The sequence below is a fragment of the Flavicella marina genome (genome assembly GCF_009193215.1).
GTDB classification, from domain to species: Bacteria; Bacteroidota; Bacteroidia; order Flavobacteriales; family Flavobacteriaceae; genus Flavicella; species Flavicella marina.
Genome location: NZ_VYVA01000001.1, coordinates 1,095,955 through 1,112,942, shown reverse-complemented (window position 1 = coordinate 1,112,942; position 16,988 = coordinate 1,095,955). Strand labels below are relative to the sequence as shown.

Here is a 16,988-nt window from a genome sequence, read left to right as displayed (position 1 = left end):
CTCTTAGTCAACATATCAATTTAACTTATGGATATAATAATCGGACATATCAACGTAATGGGTTCCTTTGTATTTGCAATATCCGGAGCATTGGTTGCGATTCGAGAAAAACTCGATCCGTTTGGCGTATTGATTGTAGCCTTTATTACAGCTGTTGGAGGTGGAACTATTCGAGATATGTTATTAGCCGAAAGAGATGTTTTTTGGTTATTTGACACTACCATTATCTATGCGATACTCGCAGGAGCAATTATCGCGATGATTTTCAAAGAAAAACTTCAATTTTTCGACAAGCCAATTTTCTTTTACGATGCGATTGGTTTGGGCTTGTTCACTATTACAGGTGTACAAATCGGAATTGATTACAAATTGACGCCACTTATCTGTATTTTACTAGGGACCGTTACTGGCGTTTTTGGGGGAGTTCTACGTGATATTATTGTCAACGAAATACCTGTTGTTTTTCAAAAGGAAATATACGCAACAGCAAGTATTTTAGGAGGCATCCTTTATTTGGTTTTAGTTGAATGGAATGTTAGCAACCCATTCTTGCAAATTATTCCAATCAGTTCTATCATTATCACTCGAATTGTAGCCGTAAAATTCAATATCTCATTACCCACTATTTACAAAAAAGAACAATGATTGATAATTTAGAACAAGGGTATTTCGGTATCGGAATTCAGAATGGAAAAACGCCAGAAAATTTAGGAGTTTTATGGAGGTCTGCTCAAAATATGGGTGCCAGCTATATTTTTACCATTGGAAATCGATATGCAAAACAAGCATGCGATACCCACAAAGCAGTTGGTGCCATGCCTTATTTCCATTACGATACCTTTGAAGATTTTTACAAACAGCTACCGAAAGGAGCCATGTTGGTGGGTGTAGAATTAGACGAACGAGCAGTGCCTCTTGAAACCTTTGAACATCCAAGACGTTGTGTGTATTTATTAGGCGCCGAAGACCACGGTATGTCTCGTATGGCAATCGAAAAATCGCATCACTTGGTAAAATTCGATACTCCCATGAGTCTAAACGTTGCAGTTGCTGGTAGCATCGTGATGTATGATAGAAGGATGAAAAAGTTTGATTTGTAAAAATAAACTTTCTTCAATCTGGCAAATCTTCGCAAATAAAACCATGATTGGTTACCAAGCGAACCACGTCGTAACTTTTTATCTCGTCTGAAGACTCTATTCGCAGCACTCTGTCTCTATCTTCGAAATCTATAGACCAGGTATAAATAAAAGGATGCCTTCTAAAAATGGCTCCAAACATTCGTGCTTTTCTTCTCGATTTTATATTGGTTTTAAAAATCAATACACTCATAGCAGGCAATTTTATTTACAATCCTAGTTTAGAAAAAACTTCATAGACCAAAACCGCTGGCCATACAATAGATTTTAACACTCCCATTGCTCCCATTCCAAAACTTGTTGCGCTTGATAGAAAGTAAATCGCTGCACCAAACATTCCCATACCATACAAGCAACTCATTGAAGAAGCGTTGGTATTATTTGAAGTACATTTTTCTTTGATTTTAGTTACTGCTGTAGTTTCCATAGTTGTTAGATTTTAAATGAATACTCAAATATCTAACAACTCTTAGATCTATTCAATTGAATTATGCAAAACAACAAAATACATCTGCATAAACCGAATTTCATCCTGCAAATCAGGATTAATTATTTCTTATGAATTTTATCAAAAAAGCTTGATTTATAAGTGTCTGAAATCGGAATAATCTCTTTTCCAATATAAATCCTACTTCGTTCTATAGAATCTATTTTATGCAGTGACACCATATACGATTTGTGAACTCTACACACCAAATCAGAAGGAATCATTGCTTCTAATTCTTTAAAGTTTTGCAAGGTCATAATTCTTTTGGTTGCGGTATGAATTCTGCGGTAATCTCGCATACCTTCAATAAAAATAATATCGTGTAACATTATTTTCTCCAAGCGATTTTCTGTCTTTACAAAAATATAATCTTGTGAGAGCGAACCTTTCGTTTCTGAAATTTGAATCTGTTCTAATGCTTTTGTTACCGCTTGTAAAAAACGCTCAAAACTAAATGGCTTGAGCAAATAATCTGTGATATTGAGTTCGTATCCTTTCAAGGCATATTCTTGATACGCAGTAGTAATGATAACTTGACTGTCTAATTTGGTGCTTTCTAAAAGCTCAATCCCCGTAAGTTCATCCATGTTGATATCCAAGAATAACAAATCAACCTTATGTAATTTCAAATAAGCAAGACCCATCAATGCATTGTCAAAAGTTTCTTCTAATACTAAAAATGGAATTTTTTCGACAAACAATCGCGTTCGCTCCAGCGCCAAGGGTTCGTCTTCAATAATAATACAGCTATATTTCTTCATGACAAATACTTACGTTTACAGCATAGGTGTTGTTATTTTTTTGCACCTCTAAGGTATGTTTATTTTCATACAATAGCTGTAATCTTTTTTCAATAAGGTCGTTCCCCAAACCATTGCTTCCCTCTTTTACTTTTCTATTTGGGTCGTATTTATTTACACAACTCATTCGAACACAATCTGCTTCGATTTCAATTTCTATTTGAATAGCATTTGCAAGTTTTTTATTGGTGCAATGTTTGAAGGCATTCTCTATAAACGGAATAAATACCATCGGAGCAATTTTTCTGTCTTTTGCATCTCCCACTATTGAATAATTGATATAGTCTGTATTGGCTGTTCTAATTTTTTGCAACTCAATATATTTTTCGATGTACTCAATTTCTTTAGATAGAAGCACCTCTTCTGTCTTCGTTTCAAACAGCATGAAACGCATGATATCTGACAATTTATTTAAATAATCAGAAGCTTCATTTTGGTCCTTTAATATCAACACATCAATATTGTTAATAGTATTGAATAAAAAATGAGGGTCGAGCTGTGACTTTACCAATGCCAACTCAATTTTATGATTTTTCTCTATCAAAGCCTCTTTTAGTTTCATATCTTGAAACCAAGTAATAAACCCTTGAATGACCAGTGCAATAACACCACTTATCGTGGCCAAAAACGAAATAAAAAATACAATTCCAACAAAGGCATCTTCCTCTTCTTCCGTGCAACTCCCCTCGACAAAAAAGAACAGCATCCCATAGCCTATAAACCCTGCTAAACAAGAAACAAACAAGCCATACAAAACCGTTTTTAAATATTTCTTTTGCTTAAAAAAGTAGGGAAACAACAAAAAATAATACAGATAAAACGAAAAAACAGAAGGTATTAAACCAAACATCGCGATAATCACAAATGCTTTTTGCATCAACGATTCTTCTGCATTTTCGTTACCTTGAAAAAATGCTGCCATCAAACCCATTGCCACAATAAAGTAGCAAAGCCACACTCCGAAATGTAATAAAACAACAGCCGATTTTTTCATACAAAGACGTCTTATATTCTGAATGTCAAATTTATTGTAAATAACTAAAACTTAAACAACAGAATCTGCAAGTTGGTAATTATTATCTGCAAATAAGCAAAAAGATCGATCTTCCTGTTTTATTGAAAAATAAGAATAATGATTTGAAATTAATGAACCAAGACTTTTTGAGTTTTAACAGCACCGCCTTCTGAAACTTGAACAATATAAATACCTTCTTGAGATACTTTTGTTCTGTAATTATCTTTTCTCACACCTAAATCTGAAGAAACTACGCGTCCTAACATATCATACACCACAATATCGACGCTTTCAATAGCACCTAAATTAATTACGATATCTTTTTGATGAGAATAAATTTTCACCAAATCTATTTGAGAACTTTCAACACTAACCAATCCGTCACATGTTATTGAAACATACAAATCATCCCAATAAACACGATCTGCTTCTTGCACAAATCCTACTCCATCCAAATTTGACAAATTATCTTGATTCACCGAACCATCATCAATTAACATATTGATACTACCAAGACCAGGATATGCTGTCCAGCTTCCGGAAGCTTCTAAATCTCTATAGTACAAAGTTCCCGAACCTTGACCACTATTTGCAGCCAAATCTATCACCAAACGAAATCTCACCCAAGCATACGACGCAAGACTTTCAGCCACAGCTACTGAAGTAGTAGTTCCGTCTGCTTTATAAACTTGCATATAATTAACTCCTCCGGTTCTGTGTCTACCAAATCCAACACTCAATTCATTCGAATCTGCAACGTTTAACGACCCGTAATCTCCGTCACCATTTTTATCATAACACAAATTAAAATGTTGTCCCCAATAGTTAATAGCTACACTAGCTTCAATTGTTAAGTTTGTCGCAACGGTGCAGCTCGTGACAGAAGGTATTTCCCAATTCGCATCATTTACCCTTGAGGCAAACAAAAAATTGCTCCCTCCTAAATCTCCTGGAACAAAAGCTTTAGACCCAACATAGTCACCAATACTTGAGGTATTTCCAACATTTTGTTGTGTAACATTTGTGTTTACAACCCAATTATCTTGTCCATTTAAATTTGAACTTACTGTTAAAGATTCAAAATCATAGGTATCAGAGATAACTTGACCTGTGATAATTTGAGAAATCAATACTGAAAAGAAAAGTAATTTTTTAGCCATAGTTTTTATTTCAAAAATAGAAAAAATATCGCTTTCTCTCAAAGTAAAGAATTCGAGATGAATGTTTATCTTTGTCATAAATTATTTTTATTATGATATTATTTATTGGTGCACCGGAAGTAATGGTCGTTCTACTTATTGTAGTGATGTTGTTTGGTGCTGATAAAATTCCAGAAATTGCAAGAGGACTCGGAAAAGGGATGCGTCAAATTAAAGATGCAACCAACGATATCAAAAGAGAAATAAATACCAGTGCAGAAAAAAATGGTATTGACTTAGATGTGACCAAGGACATCAAAAAAGAAATTGATTCTGTAAAAGAAGATCTGGAAGACATGAGTGGTCCAATAAAAAGACAATTTTAATTTTTCTTTCTGTACCCTGAGCTTGTCGAACGGATACAAAAAATCTGGTCTTAAAACTTAGACTTCGACAAGCTCAGTCTACTATATTCGACAGACTCAGTCTCCTTCACTACTTTTATAAAAATTATTTTACTCGACTAATTGTCAATCCGTCACGAATAGGAAGCAATACTGTCTCGATTCGTTCGTCTGAATTCATCAATTTATTGTATTCTAACAAAGCAGCTGTGTCGATATCTTTTGGATTTAATTTTTCTATTACTTTACCGCTCCACAAAACATTATCTGATAAAATAACACCACCTGAATTCATTTTATCAATCACTAAATTGAAATAATTCGAATAATTCGACTTATCTGCATCTATAAACACCAAGTCAAATTTCTCATCAATTTTCGGAATAATCTCTAAAGCATTCCCTACATGTTGTATAATCTGAGATCCGACAGTAGATTTATCAAAATACTTTCGTTGTAGATCGTATAATTCTTCATTTTTATCGATGGTATGCAATACACCATCAGATTGCATCCCTTCAGCCATACACAAAGCAGAATACCCTGTATAGGTACCAATTTCTAAAATGTTTTTTGGTTGAATTAATTTGGCGATCATTGACAAAACACGGCCTTGAAAACCACCACTCAACATTCTCGGGTTTAACACCTTTTGCCAAGTTTCTCGGTTGAGTTCTTTTAAAAGTTTTGGCTCATCTTGAGAATGTGCCACAACATAATCGTCTAATTTTTCAGGTAAAAAATCCATGGTTCTTATTATTGCAATTTTGCACTTTCTTCTTGAAAACGCTTGCGCATTTCTTCTTTCTCTTCTGCAGACATACTGCAAATTGCACTACCTCCTTTGTTGGTGTTTAAAATTTTAGAAAGTAACGTGTTTTGCTTGGTATAAAGTGCACAAATTTTACATCCTAAAAAATGGATTCTCAATTTAATGATTTCCATTATTGTAGCCTTTCCGTATTGTGATTTATCACAAATCGTAGTGGCCTCATCACAAGTTATTTTAAATTTCGACATGAACACTTTTATTTAATAAACCAATTATCTTCCATACACTTTCTCAACTGCGTTCTAGCTCTATGAATTATTACCCACAAATTAGACGCTGTGATATCAAGCTCCTTACAAATTTCATCTGTGTCAAAATCTTGAATGGTCTTCATTCGAAATACCATGGCATATTTTTCAGGTAATTTTTCTATACATTTAGTCAAAGCTTCACCTAACTCTTCATTCTCAATTTCTTTGTCAGCATCGCTTCCCCAAGTTTGTGGCACACGTTCTTCTAACCAATCTCCTTCATTTTCTCCATCACTATAAAAATTCATTCGCACCTCAGCTTTGCCTTTAGTAGAATTTATTTTTCGGTAGTAATCAATAATTTTTCGCTTCAAAATAGCAATCAACCAAGTTCGTTCACTTGCTTTGCCTTCAAAATTTTTCATTGCTTTTAATCCTGCAAAAAAAGTTTCTTGCACCAAATCTTTGGCGATTTCTGTTTTGTTAACTCTCGCTATGGTATAATTAAAGAGGTAATCTGAATACAGATCGATCCACTTGTCAGGATTTAAAGTATGTTTTTGAACATTTTCCATGCAGTACGTTGCTTTTACATTATATGGATTCTGGGCATAAATATAGTCAAACAAAAACTTTTACTGAATATTAATTTTTGTTTTTTAGGATTCAAAATACAATAATTCTAAGGTTAAAATAAGTTGGTTTCTCGAAGAAATAGATTTTTGTAGAAATCTTTACGTATTTTTGCATTCTGATTTTTAATCTATAGAAACAATGTCTGCAGCAACAAAAAAATACAAAAGAGTAACGACGAATTCTCTTATTGAAATGAAACACAACGGTGAAAAAATTTCAATGCTTACTGCTTATGATTATACCATGGCAAAAATTGTTGATGCAGCTGGTGTTGATGCGATTTTAGTTGGAGATTCTGCTTCAAATGTAATGGCAGGTCACGAAACTACATTGCCTATCACGCTAGATCAAATGATTTACCATGCAAGTTCTGTAGTGCGTGCTTCTTCTCGTAGTCTTGTTGTTGTTGATTTACCTTTTGGTAGTTATCAATCTGACCCGAAAACAGCTTTGCGTTCTGCTATTAGAATCATGAAAGAATCTGGTGCGCATGCTATCAAATTAGAAGGAGGTTTAGAAATCAAACAATCTGTTAAAAAAATTCTTAAAGCGGGTATTCCTGTGATGGGACATTTAGGCCTAACCCCACAATCCATATATAAATTCGGTACGTATACTGTTAGAGCCAAAGAAGAAGCAGAAGCAAAAAAACTTCTTGAAGACGCAAAACTACTTGAAAAACTTGGATGTTTTTCGATCGTTCTAGAGAAAGTCCCTGCAAAATTAGCTGCAAAAGTTGCTGAAGAAATTTCGATTCCAGTAATCGGAATTGGTGCTGGAGCTGGTGTTGATGGTCAAGTATTGGTAACACACGATATGGTGGGTATGACACACGAATTTCACCCAAGATTTTTACGTAGGTATTTAAATTTATATGAAGATATGTCAAACGCTTTCAAACAATATAGTGAAGACGTAAAATCTAAAGATTTCCCTAACGACACCGAACAGTACTAGAAATATTTTTCTCCATTTTCTAAACTTGTATTTATGAGAGTTCTTCATATCGATAGCAATCACCCTGTATTAAAAAGTGGGCTTGCCGATTTGGGCTGCACAAACGATGAAGATTTTGTTTCAAGCAAAACAGACATTGAAGCTAAAATTCATCTGTATGAAGGTATTGTAATCCGTAGCCGTTTTAAAATCGACAAACTATTTTTAGACAAAGCAAATAACCTAAAATTTATTGCTCGTGTTGGTGCCGGATTAGAAAGTATTGATACCGAATATGCTGCTGAAAAAGGGGTTCAATTAATTTCAGCTCCTGAAGGAAATCGAAATGCAGTAGGAGAACATGCACTGGGTATGTTGTTGTCTCTTTTTAATAAAATCAAACAAGCTGATACACAAATCAGAAACGGAAAATGGTTACGTGAAGAGAATCGTGGAGTTGAATTAGACGGAAAAGTCGTCGGCTTGATTGGCTATGGAAACATGGGAAAATCATTCGCAAAAAAACTGAGAGGTTTTGATGTTGAAGTACTGTGTTACGACATCAAAGAAAATGTAGGAGATGAGAATTGTCGACAAACTACTTTAACAGAAATACAAGAACGTGCCGATGTTTTAAGTCTACATACCCCATACAATGATCTTTCTGACAAAATGATCAATTGGGATATGATTTCTCTTTTCAAAAAACCTTTTTACCTCATCAATACAGCAAGAGGAAGTGCTGTGGTAACAGACCACTTGGTACAAGCCATGCAAATGGGTAAAATACTTGGTGCTTGTTTGGACGTTTTAGAATACGAAAAAGGGTCTTTCGAAAACCTGTTCGAAAACGATAATTTACCCCCTGCATTTGAATATTTAATTCATTCTGATCAGGTATTACTTTCTCCTCATGTTGCCGGGTGGACTATAGAATCAAAAATAAAACTTGCACAAACCTGTGTTGATAAAATTGCTGCTCATTTTTTTGATATTCATGTGCAACCCCTAAAAAAATCAGAAACACTAGAAAAAGTGACAGGTATAGGTGGATTATTTTTTAAAGTAAAAAACCCCGAGCAAACCAGAGCTTGGTACCAAAAACACTTAGGGTTTGATATCGACACATTTGGAAGTACCTTTTGGTGGAAAGACAAACAACAAAACGATGCGAGTACACAATGGTCTCCATTTCCTGAAAACAGCAACTATTTTAATCCTTCCAAAAAAGATTATATGTTCAATTATCGCGTTAAAAACTTAACGCAACTATTAGTTGATTTGAAAAGTGAAGGAATCGAAGTTATTGACAAACCTGAAGTTTTTTCTTACGGAAAATTTGCTTGGATTTTAGATTTAGACGGCAATAAAATTGAACTTTGGGAACCAATAGATTCAAATTTGTAAAGACTAGCCATCTATTTTTTTTATATAAGCATCCAAAGCTTTTTCATACATCTTTACCGCATTCCAATCACGCAACATCGTTGCTCCTGTTTTTTCGTAAAAATCAATGGCATTGGTATTCCAATCTAGCACATCCCATTCTACACGTCTTACTTTTTTATCAAAAGCGAAACGCATCACTTCATTGTACAAAGACTTTCCAATTCCCAACCCTCTTTTTGCCTCTTTTACTACCAAATCTTCTAAATGTATCGTGGGTCCTTTCCACGTAGAATATCGGTAGTAAAACAACGCAATACCAACAATTTCATCTGAAATCTCTGCGACAAAAACCTCGAATTTAGGGTTTTCAGAAAAACCATCACGTTCTAAATCTTCAACCGTAACTTCTACGGCATCTGGCTCTTTTTCAAAAACAGCCAACTCATAAATAAGATTCCAAACCCCTGGCATATCTTCTTTACACCCTCTTCTTATAATATATTTGTCCATCTTATTCAGATTCTGGATTTAATGTAGCTACAAACCTATTTTTAACAGCATATTTTTTAGCTATATCCTGAATATCTTTAGCTGTCAGTTTGTTAATTTTTTCCACTTTATTCGAAACATCTTCCAACGGTTTCTCATTGAAATCTGCATTTTTTATGCGTTCTAACCAAAATCTGTTTTTTTTGAGGTTTTCTTTGTGCTCTAACAATTGTGTTTCTTTAATTTTTAACACATCTTTTTCTTCGGGTCCCTCTTCAATAATTTTTTGCAATTCAGCCAAGGATTTTTCTTTCAACATTTCGAGCTTTTCAGGGCCACACGGAAAACTAATTGAAAGGTAATATGAGCCATATGGATTTCTAGACATGCCTCCTCTTGCTCCTACTCCATAAACACCACCTTCTTCTTCTCTCAGTTTTTCAATAAGTTTAATCGTCAATATTTCTCCTAAACTTTTCAAATAATAAGCTTCATTAGCATCGTAAGTAGTTTCTCCTCTGAATTGGATTTTTACCAAACTCTTTGGTTCAGTTCCTTTCTTTAAATGCTTTTCGATAGTTGCATAATCCGGTCTATAACCATCGTCTTTATATCGCTCATTTGATTTTGTACTAGGTAAACTTCCTATATATTTTTCGGCATATTCTTTTAGAACCGAAGCGTCTAAATTTCCAACAAAATAAAAATTAAAATCACTAGCATCGGCAAAACGTTCTTGGTATTTTTTATGAGCTAAAGTATAGTCAGTCGCAGCCCAGTTTTCATCTGTTGGAAAACCTATATATCTTGGGTTTCCTTTATTTAAAAACTTATTTATTTCTACATTAAAATACGTTCTTGGATTTGACAAGGCATTTTTTAGATAAGCTTTCATTTTTGATTCATATGAACTAAACGCCTTTGGATCATGATTTAGTTTTGTAAAATACAAATGAATCAGTTGAAACATTGTTTCAAAATCTTTAGGAGTCGCTGTTCCGTGCATCCCTTCGCTTAAAGTACTGATAACCGGATTTACGCTAGCACCTTTACCGGTTAGTATTTTCTTTAACTCTGTTTTAGAAAAACCATTTACTCCAGCTTCTGTCAACGCACCATTCGCAATATCTGTTTTGATAAACTCTTCCTCGTTATACAAAGATGTACCTCCGTAGCTATATGCAGAAAACAATATTTGATTGTCTTTAAAATCCGTTTTTTTGAAGGTGATTTTGGCACCATTACTCAATTCTATTCGAGTAATCTCATTAATCGAATCGTATACCTCAGAGAGCACCTCTCCTTTTTCTAGCTCTAGGCCTTGCATCAAACCTGCGCCCAACGCACCATCTTCGTATGGTGTTAGTTCCATCTTCTTTACATCAGCCAAAACGTTCAAAACATCTTGTTCTGTTATTTCTGGAACACCTTCTTTCTCGGGTCCTGTTAAAACAACAACGCGGTTTTCATCATGAATGTATTTTGGCAGCAAAGCATTGCAGTTTTCTAAAGTAATCGAAGGTAACATCTTTTTTGCCATTTCAAATTCCCATGCAATTCCAGGAATTATTTCACCATTCAAATAATTGCGAACATACTCGCTGGCAAAACTTCTTGATTCATTTTTGTTTCGCTCTTTAAAAGCACGTTCGTAACGATTTAAAACACTAACCTTTGCACGATCAAGTTCGCTTTCTAAAAACCCGAAACGCAATGCTCTTTCGTTTTCAGTAGTAATTGCTTTCAATGCTTCTATCTGACCTATTTCACTCGACAAAGCATATGATTGATACACCTTGTTATTTCTTGCCCAAGTTCTTCCGTAACGTGAACCTGCAAAAACATAAGGGGGATTTTCTTCATTTCTTAGCTCATCAAGTCTGTTATTTAACATATCAGAAAACAAGCTATTAATTAATCTATTTTTATACCCTTGTTCATCGACAATCAATTTCGAAAGTTCAGGATCTTTATAATATACTTGCACGACAGAACGAGAAGCCTCTGGATCTTTTTCAATAGAAACAAATGTTTCTTTGTGATTTGGAGTATTGTATACTTTTCTTTCCTTTTTATTTTGCTCTGAAGTATACTTTCCGAAATGTGATTTTATTTTTTCTTCTAAAACTGCAACATCTACATCTCCTACCGCGACCACAGCCATTAAATCTGGTCGGTACCAATCTTTGTAAAACCTTCTTAAATCTTCGTATGTAAAATTCTCTAAAACCTCTTTGGTACCAATTGGCAATCTTTCTGCATAACGAGAGTTGTACATCAACTTTGGTAAGTAGTTACTCAGCATTCTTTTATCTGCTCCGAGTCCCAATCTATATTCTTCTAAAACAACACCTCTTTCTTTGTCTATTTCTTCTTCTGTAAGTGAGGCATTAAACGCCCAGTCTTCAAGAATCAAAAAACCTTTTTCTAATTTTTCGGGATCATCAGATGGTATCGGTAATATATACACTGTTTCGTCAAAACTTGTATAGGCATTTAAATGGGCTCCAAATTTGACCCCTATACTTTGCAAATAATCAACTAACTCATTTTTCTTAAAATTTTTAGAGCCATTGAAATTCATGTGCTCCATAAAATGTGCTAAACCTAATTGCTTTTCATCTTCTAATATAGAACCTGCATTTACCACCAAACGCAACTCAACCTTTTGCTCTGGTTTTGCATTTTTTTGGATATAATAAGTCATACCATTGGACAAGACTCCCTTTTTAACATTTGGATCAATAGGGATGCTCGAAATCGTTACTTCCTTTTTCGTGTTTTTTGCTGGTTTTTTATAGGCATCGCAACCGATAAATAGTATCGAAATCAACAATAAAGACAATCCTGCTTGAAATATTTTATACATAGCTACTATTTTAGATTCTTACTTAGATCGTAAAAATAACAATTGAAGTATTAAAAATATAACAATTAGAATTAAGAATATCCCAAATTAGCATAGTAGTAATAAAAAAGGGCTGTACTTACAGCCCTTTGATTTTATAAATTGTTTTCTGAATTCTCTTTTTTCAGCTTTTTCAAGTACTCACTTGGAATCAAACCAAACTGTTTTCTAAAACATTTAGAAAAATACGAAGCCGTGTTGAAACCGGTCATGTACATAATTTCTTTTACTGCTAGATCACTATCTGTGAGTAATTGCATTGCACGTTTCAAACGAATATTTCTAATAAATTCACTTGAAGACAAACCTGTCAATTCTTTAATCTTCAGATAAAAATGACTTCTACTTAAAAACATTTCTTTTACAAGTACCTCTACACTAAACTCAGTGTCCATCATATGTTTTTCAACTACTCCGATGGCTCTTTCTAAGAAATCTTCGTCTGCTGATGTTACCGTAACTTCTGTAGGTTGTAGTGTGATTTCTCTATTGAACCTTTTCCTTAATTCTTGACGCTGTTTTAAAATATTCTGAAGTTTCAAATGCAGTAACTCCATATCAAAAGGCTTTCGAATATAAGCATCTGCACCTGTTTTCAATCCTTGAATTTCAGATTCTTGAGACATTTTTGCTGTAAGCATAATCACCGGAATATGACTTGTTTCTTGTGTGGTTTTCAAACTTTCACAAAACTCAATTCCATCCATAACAGGCATCATCAAATCAGTAATAATGATATTTGGAATTACCTTTTTAGCCAATTCAAAACCTTTCTCACCATTTTCCGCTTCATAGATATAATAGTCTTCTCCTAACCCCTGTTTGATAAACAATCGAATATCTTTATTGTCATCTACAATCAATAATACGGGTAATTTTGACCTAGACTTATTAATGTTTTTGTCAACAATTTCATCCATCACATCGATTGCTTGAGATTCGGCATCTTCTTGACTAATAAAGCTATCTGACTCAAATACTTGCTGAAAACTTATCCCTGTTTTATCTTCATATGCCTTCTTATCTTTTGGCAACCAAACGTAAAAACAAGTACCTTCTTCACTATTACTTTGCACTCTAATTTTACCTTGATGAAGTTCTATCAAATTTTTAGTAAAAGACAATCCAATACCAGAACCTTTCATATTCATCTTTAGCTTGTCGACTTCTACATAAAACCTCTCAAAAATAAAATTAATACGATGTTCCGGTATTCCAGGTCCAGAATCTTGAACTTTCACCAATACATGATCTTCTAAGTTTACACCTTCTGACATTTCTTCTGGTCCATCATAATCTTCACCTTCTATAACTTCTAAAAATATGTCACCCTCTTCCGGTGTAAATTTAAACGCATTCGACAAAAGGTTGTTAACAATTTTTTCTATCGCATCAGAATCAAACCAAGTAAGTATCGATTCAGTCTTCGCTTTCACCTTAAAATTGATATTCTTTTTTGTTCCTAAAAATTGGAAAGGCTCACCAACTTCTTTCAGAAAAGCAACTATATTACCCTTAGCAATATTCAAATCTAATTTACCTCGATCCATTTTTCTAAAATCAATCAACTGATTGACCAATCGAAGTAAATAACCAGTATTTTTCTTCATCAATTGGTATTGCACCTTAGCTTCTTTTGGTGATATTTTATCTCCTTGCTTTAACAAATAATCTAAAGGCCCATTGATAAGTGTTAGAGGTGTTCTAAATTCATGTGAAATATTCGTAAAAAACTCAAGTTTTAATTTATGAATTTCTTCTTTTTTCTCTTTTTCTAAATGTTCTAGCTCTAAATCATATTTTTTAGTAGTCTTGATAATAGTAAACCTTCTAAAGGCCAGCAACAAACCTAAAACACACAACAAATAAAAGACTTTAGCGATTCCTGTTTCCCAAAAAGGTGGAGTTACTTTGATCTTCAATTTTACAGGAGTAACATCCCACACACCATCATTATTTGAAGATTTCACCTTGAAAACATAATTTCCGGGTTCTAAATTTGTATACGTAGCATGTCTGTTTTTTGACGTCGTATATTGCCATTCTTTATTGAAACCTTCTAATTTATAGGCATATTTATTTTTACCTGATGCTGCGTAATGCAGAGCTGCAAACTCAAAAGAAAAACTATTTTCATCATAATTCAGTTCAATATTTTTTACCTCATTGATAGATTTATCAAGAACTACTCGACCATTAAACTCTTCACCAATACCCACAGATTTATTATAGATCATAAAATCTGTCAAAACAGTCTGTGCATTGATATTATTACTTTTGATTTTCTCTGGATAAAATGCATTGAAACCATTGACACCTCCGAAAATAAACTGACCTGATTTACGTTTTAAACAAGCAAGTTCTCCGAATTCATCACTTTGCAATCCATCCTCTGGATCGTAATTTTTAAACACCTCTCTTTCTGTATCAAATTTTGAAATACCTTTATTTGTAGATACCCACAAATTGCCTTGAGAGTCCTCTAACATTCCTTTTACTACATTATTTGGCAGACCATGTTCTGTCGTAAAGCATTTAAAATATGCACCATTTCCACTTTTCTTTGGAATGAACTTGTTCAATCCGCCACCAAAGGTCCCAATCCAAATGGTCCCATTAGAATCCTCAAAAACATTCAATATATAATTGTGACTTATTGTTGTTAAATTATCGGGATCGTTCTTATAAATATCGAACTTAGGATTCTTTTTACTTGCCTCTTCTTTTGTCAAACAATTCAATCCATCTCCTGTACCGAACCAAAGATTACCTCTTGTATCTTCATAAATATCTCGAATAATATTATTAGATATACTCCCTTTTTGATTTTCATTATGATATAAAATGTCTTTTTTAAATTCTCCCACAACATCAGAAGTCATCCAACGCACAATACCACCATTGTACGTACCTATCCATATGTTTTTGTTACTATCTTGTAATATTGAAAAAACAGTATTAGAAATTTCAGGCAATGCTTCTAAAACCAATTCCGACACAGGTTTCTTTTCTGTGATATCGACTGTATATACACTTGGTGTTGACTGTCCACCAAGCATAATCTTTTTTCTATCACCAATCGTAACTTCTGAAATCACAAATGCTAAGAAGTTTCTTTCTATTTTTTCGAACTGATCAAAACTTCCAGTATCATTTTCTGAAGGTAAAATATCTATCCCTCCTCCTTCGGTACCAAACCATAGGTATTTATTACTATCTTCAAATACAGAACGAATTTTATTACTACTTAAACTCCCTTCATTTGCGGTTTTAAAATAATGCTGAAATTGTTTCCCATTTGGATCGTATTTATTTATTCCAGCACCATAGGTACCAACCCATAAAATACCTGTATCATCAACAAATAGTGACTTTATACTATTCGAACTCAAACTCCATCTATTGTTAGGATCATATTTAAAATGATTGATAAGTGTTGGTTTGGTAATTTCATCTTGTACTTTAAACTGCAACAATCCTTGATTTGTGGCGGCCCAAATAAAGTCATCGTAAAACAATAAATCATTAAAATTACCCCAATAAATCGGCACCGCTTTTTTAGGATACCCTCTTTTTGATAGTATGTACAATGCATTTATTGTTGTCAATACAAGATTTCCATATGAGTCTTCACATATGTATTTAACTCCAACATCTGGTAAATCTAAAAACGGGTTGTACTTCTGAAAATAGAATTCTCCAGACTTTTTCTTTTCAAGTTTATGAATTCCCTTTGCACTACATACCCAAATTTGTTTAAGACTATCTTCATATATCTGAGAAATATGAGCCCCACTCCACATACCTGTAGTTTCTCCCTTCCCTAAAGAACAGTGAATAAATTTTGGTTTGTCGCTCTCTTCATTTAGGTCTAACATATCTATCCCCAAATTTGTCGCAACCCATAATCTATTTTCACTATCTAAATATATAGACGATATATAATTATCAGATAAACTATTTTCATCTTGGGAGTCATGTTTAATCTCAGTGAATTGCTCTTTCGTTGCATCGTAATAATTCAAGCCATCGCCTGTAGTTGCTATCCACAAATTATCTTTCTCATCACCTATAATTTTCCAAATCCTTAGGCTATTGATACTTTTTTCATTTTTAGGATTTGGAGAGAAAACTGTAAAATTATATCCATCAAAGCGATTCAAACCATCATGAGTTCCAAACCACATGTATCCTTTTTTATCTTGATATATCGCATTTACATCATTTTGTGATAAACCGTCCATTGTAGTTAGTCTGTCAAAACTCACATTTTTTTGCCCAAAAACAGACAAACTAAAAAACAAAAAACTAACTATCAAATACTTACAACGAAAAAAGAAAATACTCATATTTATGATTTCAAAAATTTAACAATAACATCTGTTTATGAAATTCGAAAACAGCTGTCGTATTATGAAGTTTATTTGTACATTATACAAAAATTCTACAAAACAATACAGTTGTGTCAGACACTTGACATGTGTCTAAAAGAAAAAATTGCGTGAAAAAAATTGTATCAATTAGATGATAAAACTAATTAAAATTTTTAACATATTTTTCACCAAATGCCTCAACCAAAACTCTTTTCTACGCAAGGAAACAATTTTAAAACACTGTTTTCAA

Annotated in this window: 15 protein-coding genes and 1 pseudogene; 5 read left to right on the top strand and 11 right to left on the bottom strand. The window is 33.6% G+C overall.

The genetic code is table 11. The features are described 5' to 3' along the window. Positions 1 to 27 precede the first annotated feature (27 nt). The gene (locus tag F6P99_RS04500; protein ID WP_152286231.1) at positions 28 to 645 is read left to right on the top strand and encodes a trimeric intracellular cation channel family protein; all 618 of its coding nucleotides are present in this window, start codon (positions 28 to 30) and stop codon (positions 643 to 645) included. Then, the gene (locus tag F6P99_RS04495) at positions 642 to 1,100 is read left to right on the top strand and encodes an RNA methyltransferase (RefSeq protein ID WP_152286230.1); all 459 of its coding nucleotides are present in this window, start codon (positions 642 to 644) and stop codon (positions 1,098 to 1,100) included. Before F6P99_RS04500 ends, F6P99_RS04495 begins: the two co-directional genes overlap by 4 nt. Before the next feature lie 13 nt (positions 1,101 to 1,113). On the opposite strand, the gene F6P99_RS04490 is transcribed toward F6P99_RS04495, so the two are convergent. The 5 genes from F6P99_RS04490 to F6P99_RS04470 all read right to left on the bottom strand — a co-directional run bounded on the left by F6P99_RS04490 (position 1,114) and on the right by F6P99_RS04470 (position 4,601). Then, entirely contained in the window at positions 1,114 to 1,332 is a 219-nt protein-coding gene (locus F6P99_RS04490; RefSeq protein WP_152286229.1) for a hypothetical protein, read from the bottom strand. Between the two features lie 15 nt (positions 1,333 to 1,347). Further along, entirely contained in the window at positions 1,348 to 1,566 is a 219-nt protein-coding gene (locus F6P99_RS04485) for a hypothetical protein (protein ID WP_152286228.1), read from the bottom strand. Between the two features lie 122 nt (positions 1,567 to 1,688). Continuing rightward, entirely contained in the window at positions 1,689 to 2,387 is a 699-nt protein-coding gene (locus F6P99_RS04480) for a LytR/AlgR family response regulator transcription factor (RefSeq protein WP_152286227.1), read from the bottom strand. Then, positions 2,374 to 3,420, bottom strand: coding sequence for a sensor histidine kinase (locus F6P99_RS04475; protein WP_152286226.1), 1,047 nt, complete (start codon positions 3,418 to 3,420; stop codon positions 2,374 to 2,376). Before F6P99_RS04475 ends, F6P99_RS04480 begins: the two co-directional genes overlap by 14 nt. 149 nt (positions 3,421 to 3,569) lie before the next feature. Beyond that, entirely contained in the window at positions 3,570 to 4,601 is a 1,032-nt protein-coding gene (locus F6P99_RS04470; RefSeq protein ID WP_193315989.1) for a T9SS type A sorting domain-containing protein, read from the bottom strand. A gap of 92 nt (positions 4,602 to 4,693) precedes the next feature. Here F6P99_RS04470 and tatA point away from each other — a divergent pair, with 92 nt between their 5' ends. Continuing rightward, on the top strand, positions 4,694 to 4,966 hold the full coding sequence (tatA, locus tag F6P99_RS04465; protein WP_193315988.1) for a twin-arginine translocase TatA/TatE family subunit: 273 nt from the start codon (positions 4,694 to 4,696) through the stop codon (positions 4,964 to 4,966). Positions 4,967 to 5,090: 124 nt separating this feature from the next. Here the strand turns inward: tatA and F6P99_RS04460 are convergent, their stop codons facing one another. The 3 genes from F6P99_RS04460 to F6P99_RS04450 are packed head-to-tail and all read right to left on the bottom strand — an operon-like array spanning position 5,091 to position 6,582. After that, a complete protein-coding gene (locus tag F6P99_RS04460; protein WP_152286223.1) occupies positions 5,091 to 5,732 on the bottom strand; it encodes an O-methyltransferase in 642 nt (213 codons plus the stop codon). Between the two features lie 8 nt (positions 5,733 to 5,740). Next, positions 5,741 to 6,004 (bottom strand): hypothetical protein, encoded by a 264-nt coding sequence (locus F6P99_RS04455; protein WP_152286222.1) that lies wholly within the window; start codon positions 6,002 to 6,004, stop codon positions 5,741 to 5,743. A gap of 8 nt (positions 6,005 to 6,012) precedes the next feature. Continuing rightward, positions 6,013 to 6,582: a sigma-70 family RNA polymerase sigma factor gene (locus F6P99_RS04450; RefSeq protein WP_152286221.1), complete on the bottom strand. Its 570-nt coding sequence runs from the start codon at positions 6,580 to 6,582 to the stop codon at positions 6,013 to 6,015. A 199-nt stretch (positions 6,583 to 6,781) separates the two neighbouring features. Here F6P99_RS04450 and panB point away from each other — a divergent pair, with 199 nt between their 5' ends. Both panB and F6P99_RS04440 read left to right on the top strand, forming a co-directional pair. Next, positions 6,782 to 7,600: a 3-methyl-2-oxobutanoate hydroxymethyltransferase gene (gene panB / locus F6P99_RS04445; protein WP_152286220.1), complete on the top strand. Its 819-nt coding sequence runs from the start codon at positions 6,782 to 6,784 to the stop codon at positions 7,598 to 7,600. Positions 7,601 to 7,633: 33 nt separating this feature from the next. After that, positions 7,634 to 8,566, top strand: a pseudogene (locus F6P99_RS04440) (2-hydroxyacid dehydrogenase); the annotation flags it as partial. Positions 8,567 to 8,989: 423 nt separating this feature from the next. Here the strand turns inward: F6P99_RS04440 and F6P99_RS04435 are convergent. From F6P99_RS04435 to F6P99_RS04425, 3 genes are all read right to left on the bottom strand, one after another. Continuing rightward, on the bottom strand, positions 8,990 to 9,478 hold the full coding sequence (locus tag F6P99_RS04435) for a GNAT family N-acetyltransferase (RefSeq protein WP_152286218.1): 489 nt from the start codon (positions 9,476 to 9,478) through the stop codon (positions 8,990 to 8,992). 1 nt (position 9,479) lies between these two features. Next, complete coding sequence (locus F6P99_RS04430) at positions 9,480 to 12,326, bottom strand: M16 family metallopeptidase (protein ID WP_152286217.1); 2,847 nt, start codon at positions 12,324 to 12,326, stop codon at positions 9,480 to 9,482. A 134-nt stretch (positions 12,327 to 12,460) separates the two neighbouring features. Beyond that, positions 12,461 to 16,609, bottom strand: coding sequence for a two-component regulator propeller domain-containing protein (locus F6P99_RS04425; protein WP_226913014.1), 4,149 nt, complete (start codon positions 16,607 to 16,609; stop codon positions 12,461 to 12,463). Positions 16,610 to 16,988: the final 379 nt, after the last annotated feature.